The 6324-nt window shown below is 39.4% G+C and carries 3 protein-coding genes; all 3 read right to left on the reverse strand.

What is annotated here, in order from left to right; all coding sequences use genetic code 11:
• Positions 1 to 118: 118 nt before the first annotated feature.
• A complete protein-coding gene (locus V7D82_RS09550) occupies positions 119 to 427 on the reverse strand; it encodes a DUF3467 domain-containing protein (protein ID WP_333600750.1) in 309 nt (102 codons plus the stop codon).
• Positions 428 to 429: 2 nt separating this feature from the next.
• Positions 430 to 4734, reverse strand: a complete 4305-nt coding sequence (rpoC, locus tag V7D82_RS09555) for a DNA-directed RNA polymerase subunit beta' (RefSeq protein WP_333600751.1) — start codon at positions 4732 to 4734, stop codon at positions 430 to 432.
• 80 nt (positions 4735 to 4814) lie between these two features.
• Positions 4815 to 6324 (reverse strand): DNA-directed RNA polymerase subunit beta (locus V7D82_RS09560; protein ID WP_442902387.1); only part of this gene is annotated, 1510 nt, incomplete at its 5' end.

Genomic DNA, 6324 nt, shown 5'->3' on the forward strand with positions numbered 1-6324 from the left:
TTAGAACTTATCTTATAATCACCAAACCCAAAACAGCTACATGATTCATTTTTAATCTGTTACAAACAAAAAAAGCCTCTCAAAAATGAGAGGCTTTTTACAACTAATGCTTATTAGTTTATGCTTGTCCGGCGGTACCAAAATTGATAGGAATAGCAGGCTGTTCCGTATCCTTGATTTCACCGTTAGCCAATTCATATCGGTGAATGTTTTCCCCTAATGCTTTCAGAAATCTTTTAGCATGTTGCGGTGTTAACACTATTCTCGATTTCACCTTTGCTTTAGGCACGCCCGGCATAAGAGTTACAAAATCTACCACAAACTCTGAAGCAGAGTGATTGATAATTGCTAAGTTAGAATAAATTCCTTCGGCAACTTTCTCATCCAATTCGATGTTGATTTGTCCTTGTTGATTAGTATCGCTCATGACTAATAGATGTATTCTTCTTTGTTAGCCATAATTTCATTGTAATCTTCTTTCGAACCTACAATAGTGTGATCATAATCTCTCATACCTGTTCCCGCAGGAATTCTGTGACCCACGATAACATTTTCTTTCAAGCCTTCTAAGGTATCTACTTTACCAGCAACTGCGGCTTCGTTTAATACTTTAGTAGTCTCCTGGAACGATGCTGCTGAGATGAATGATTTCGTTTGTAACGATGCTCTTGTGATACCTTGTAGTACCGGAGTAGCAGTAGCCGTAATAACCTCACGAGCCACAACCATATTTTTATCATTACGTTTCAATAATGAATTTTCATCACGCAATTCACGAGGTGATACAATCTGACCTGGTTTCAACACTTCTGAATCACCGGCATCTTCTACCACTTTCATTCCGTATAGCTTATCGTTTTCTTCTAAGAAATCGGCAGTATGGATTAATTGCTCTTCAAGGAACAAAGTATCGCCCGGATCCTGAACTTGTACTTTACGCATCATTTGACGGATAACCACCTCAAAGTGTTTGTCATTGATTTTTACCCCTTGCAAACGATATACTTCCTGAATTTCATTTACCAAATACTGTTGCACAGCAGAAGGTCCTTGAATTCTTAAGATATCATCCGGTGTAATAGCTCCGTCAGATAAAGGCACCCCGGCTTTTACGAAGTCATTCTCTTGTACTAAGATTTGACTTGATAATTTCACTAGGTATTTCTTAACCTCACCAAATTTAGATTCGATAACAATCTCACGGTTACCTCTTTTGATTTTACCAAAAGAAACAACTCCATCAATTTCAGAAACTACCGCTGGGTTCGAAGGATTACGAGCTTCTAACAACTCGGTAATTCTTGGAAGACCTCCGGTGATATCGCCAGCTTTAGAAGAACGACGCGGAATCTTAACCAGGATTTTACCGGCTTTAATTTTCTCGCCATCCTCTACCATAAGGTGAGCTCCAACCGGTAAGTTATAAGAACGGATTAATTCTCCGTCTTTACCATATACCAATAAGGTTGGGATTAATTTTTTATTTCTTCCTTCCGAAATTACTTTCTCCTGGAATCCGGTTTGCTCATCAATTTCAACTTGGAACGATTGTCCTTGTTCTAAATCTTCGTAAGCAATTTTTCCGGTAAACTCAGAAACGATAACTCCGTTATATGGATCCCATTTACAGATAGCAGCCCCTTTTTCAACCGTATCACCATCTTTTACATTGATGATAGATCCATAAGGAATGTTATGTGTACTCAATAAGATACCTGTTTTAACATCTACTAATTTTAACTCTGTGGAACGGGAAACTACGATATCTACTTTGTTTCCTTCGCCATCTTCGCCAACTACAGTTTTTAAATCTTCGATTTCCAGTTTTCCACCAAATCTTGCGATGATGCTTGATTCTTCAGAAACTCCACCCGCAACCCCACCAACGTGGAAGGTACGAAGTGTCAGCTGTGTACCCGGCTCTCCAATAGATTGAGCAGCGATTACTCCAACTGCCTCACCTCTTTGAGTCATTTTTCCGGTAGCTAAGTTTCTTCCGTAACATTTAGCACAAATACCTTTTTTAGCTTCACAAGTCAATGGCGAACGAACGTCTACTCTTTCCAGCGGAGACTCTTCGATAGCTTTAACGATAGCTTCTGTAATTTGAACACCAGAGTGGACTAATATTTCATTGTTCAAAGGATTGATAACATCTTGTAACGCCACACGTCCTAAGATTCTTTCCCCTAAGGTTTCAACGATTTCTTCATTTTTCTTCAAAGCCGAAACTTCAATTCCTCTTAAGGTACCACAGTCAACTGAGTTTACGATTACGTCTTGAGAAACGTCATGTAAACGACGAGTCAAGTAACCCGCATCAGCCGTTTTCAAAGCGGTATCCGCCAAACCTTTACGCGCACCGTGCGTAGAGATAAAGTACTCCAAGATCGAAAGACCTTCTTTAAAGTTAGAAAGAATCGGATTCTCAATAATCTCACCACCACCAGCAGTCGATTTTTTAGGCTTAGCCATCAAACCACGCATACCGGTTAACTGACGAATTTGTTCTTTAGAACCCCTCGCTCCAGAGTCAAGCATCATATACACCGAGTTGAAACCTTGTTGGTCTTCTCTAATGTTTTTCATGGCTAATTCTGTAAGTAAGGCATTCGTTGAAGTCCACACGTCAATAACTTGGTTGTAACGTTCGTTATTGGTGATAAGACCCATGTTATAGTTTACCGAAATAGCATCCACTTGTTCTCTTGCATCTGCAATCAACTCGCCTTTTCTTTCCGGAATAATGATATCTCCTAATGAGAATGACAATCCACCTTTGAAAGCGAATTTGTATCCCATATCTTTCATGTTATCAAGGAAGGCTGCCGTTGTAGGAACATCAGTTACTGCAAGGATTTTTCCAATAATATCACGCAACGATTTTTTAGTCAATACTTCATTGATATAACCAGCTGCCTGAGGTACTACTTCATTAAATAATACTCTACCCGCCGTAGTTTGAATCACTTTATAAACTAATTCTCCGTTCTCATTAAAATCTTTAGCTCTGATTTTAACACGAGCATTCAATTCTACTCTTCCTTCATTCAAAGCGATGTTACACTCTTCAGCCGAATAGAACGTTAACCCTTCCCCTAAAATTTTAAGTTCAGGAGTAGACAATCTTTCTTTGGTCATGTAGTAAAGACCCAAAACCATGTCTTGAGAAGGAACCGTAATCGGAGCACCATTCGCAGGATTCAAGATATTGTGAGAAGCCAACATTAACAATTGTGCTTCCAAAATAGCTTCTGGCCCTAACGGTAAGTGAACCGCCATCTGATCCCCATCAAAATCCGCGTTGAATGCCGTACATACTAACGGGTGTAATTGAATCGCTTTTCCTTCAATCAATTTGGGTTGGAAAGCTTGGATTCCCAAACGGTGTAACGTAGGAGCACGGTTCAGTAATACTGGGTGACCTTTGATTACATTCTCTAAGATATCCCAAACTACAGGCTCTTTTTTGTCAATGATTTTCTTAGCCGACTTAACCGTTTTAACAATCCCTCTTTCGATTAACTTACGAATAACGAATGGTTTGTATAGTTCAGCAGCCATATCTTTTGGCAAACCACATTCAAACAATTTCATTTCCGGTCCAACAACAATTACCGAACGGGCAGAATAATCCACACGTTTACCAAGTAAGTTTTGACGGAAACGACCTTGTTTCCCTTTCAAGGAATCAGAAAGAGATTTTAATGGTCTGTTGGATTCGGTTTTAACCGCAGAAGCTTTACGCGTGTTATCGAACAAGGAGTCTACTGATTCCTGTAACATACGTTTTTCGTTTCTTAAGATTACTTCCGGAGCTTTGATCTCCATCAATCTTTTCAAACGGTTGTTACGGATGATTACTCTTCGGTACAAATCGTTCAAATCGGAAGTGGCAAAACGACCTCCATCAAGCGGCACCAACGGACGCAATTCTGGTGGAATCACCGGAATTACTTTAAGAATCATCCACTCAGGACGGTTTTCTCTGTTTAAGTTCGCTTCACGGAAAGACTCAACAACTTGCAATCTTTTTAACGCTTCTGTTTTTCTTTGTTTCGAAGTTTCATTGTTAGCGCTGTGTCTTAAGTCATAAGACAAGGTATCCAAATCCGTTCTGGCCAATAAGTCCATGATACATTCCGCACCCATTTTGGCGATGAATTTATTTGGATCATTATCATCTAAATATTGATTTTCCATCGGAAGGGTATCTAAAATATTTAGATATTCTTCTTCTGTCAAAAAGTCTAATCTATGCAAAGATTCTCCCTCTGCATTTTGAGCAATACCGGCTTGAATTACTACGTATCTTTCGTAGTAAATAATCATGTCTAATTTCTTAGACGGCAAACCAAGGATATACCCGATTTTGTTTGGCAAAGAACGGAAGTACCAAATGTGAGCAATAGGCACAACAAGATTGATGTGTCCTACTCTATCACGACGTACTTTTTTCTCCGTAACTTCAACACCACAACGGTCACAAACGATTCCTTTGTAACGGATTCTTTTGTATTTTCCACAAGCACATTCGAAGTCTTTTACAGGCCCGAATATACGCTCACAGAATAAACCGTCACGCTCTGGTTTGTGGGTTCTATAGTTGATAGTTTCTGGCTTCAACACCTCACCTCTTGACTCAGCCAAGATGGATTCCGGAGAAGCTAACCCTATCGAAATTCTGTCAAATCTTTTGATAGTATTTTTAGTATCTTTATTTCTATTCATCATAGTCGTAAACTTTTAAAGTTTTCAGTGTTCAGTTTACAGTGCCCGGCTTTACTGCCGAACACTGCTTCTGATTACTATTTTTATTCTTCTAATCTGATGTCTAATCCAAGACCTTTCAATTCATGCATTAATACATTGAATGATTCCGGTAATCCTGGCTCTGGCATAGTTTCTCCCTTAACGATAGCTTCGTAAGTTTTAGCTCTACCAATAACGTCATCCGATTTAACAGTCAAAATTTCTCTAAGCGTGCTTGAGGCTCCATAAGCTTCAAGTGCCCAAACCTCCATTTCTCCAAAACGCTGACCTCCAAATTGAGCTTTACCACCCAATGGTTGTTGTGTGATAAGAGAGTATGGACCAATAGAACGTGCGTGCATTTTATCGTCAACCATATGTCCTAATTTCAACATATAGATAACTCCAACAGTTGCCGGTTGGTGGAAACGCTCTCCGGTTCCTCCATCATACAAATACGTATGACCGAAACGTGGAATGCCTGCCTCATCAGTAAATTCATTGATTTGGTCTAAAGTCGCTCCGTCAAAAATTGGTGTAGCAAATTTTCTACCCAAGTTCATTCCGGCCCAACCTAATACCGTTTCGTAAATCTGTCCGATGTTCATACGAGATGGCACCCCAAGTGGATTCAATACGATATCTACCGGTGTTCCGTCTTCTAAGAACGGCATGTCTTCATGACGAACGATACGAGCCACAATACCTTTGTTTCCGTGACGTCCTGCCATTTTATCCCCTACTTTCAATTTACGTTTCTTAGCGATGTAAACTTTTGCTAATTTCAAAATTCCGGCAGGTAATTCATCTCCAACAGTGATGGTGAATTTCTCTCTTCTTAAGGCACCTTGCAAGTCATTCAACTTGATTTTGTAGTTGTGGATTAAGTCGTTAACCAAGTGGTTCGTTTCTTCATCGGCAACCCATTGTCCTTTGGTTAAGTGAGCGAAATCTTCTACGGCGTGTAACATTTTTTGAGTGTATTTTTTACCTTTTGGCAATACTTCTTCACCCAAATCATTCATTACACCTTGCGATGTTTTTCCATTAACAATAGTGAACAATTTCTCTACTAATTTGTCTTTCAATTCCACAAATTTCGTTTCGAATTCCATTTCCAAAGACGTCAAATCGTCTTTATCTTTGGTACGTTTCTTTTTATCTTTTACCGCTCTCGCGAATAATTTTTTATCTAAAACCACACCGTGTAAAGATGGAGAAGCTTTCAATGAAGCATCTTTTACATCCCCTGCTTTATCCCCGAAGATGGCTCTTAACAACTTCTCTTCCGGAGTAGGATCTGATTCTCCTTTTGGTGTAATTTTTCCGATTAGAATGTCGCCAGGTTTAACCTCGGCTCCAATTCTGATCATTCCGTTTTCATCCAAATCTTTAGTAGCTTCTTCCGAAACGTTCGGGATGTCATTAGTCAACTCTTCGTTACCTAATTTGGTATCTCTAACCTCTAATGAATAATCATCTACGTGGATAGACGTGAAAATATCATCACGAACTACTTTTTCAGAAATCACAATCGCATCCTCGAAGTTATACCCTTTCCAAGGCATAAAC

The sequence above is a fragment of the Flavobacterium sp. genome (assembly GCF_036741995.1).
Lineage (GTDB): Bacteria > Bacteroidota > Bacteroidia > Flavobacteriales > Flavobacteriaceae > Flavobacterium.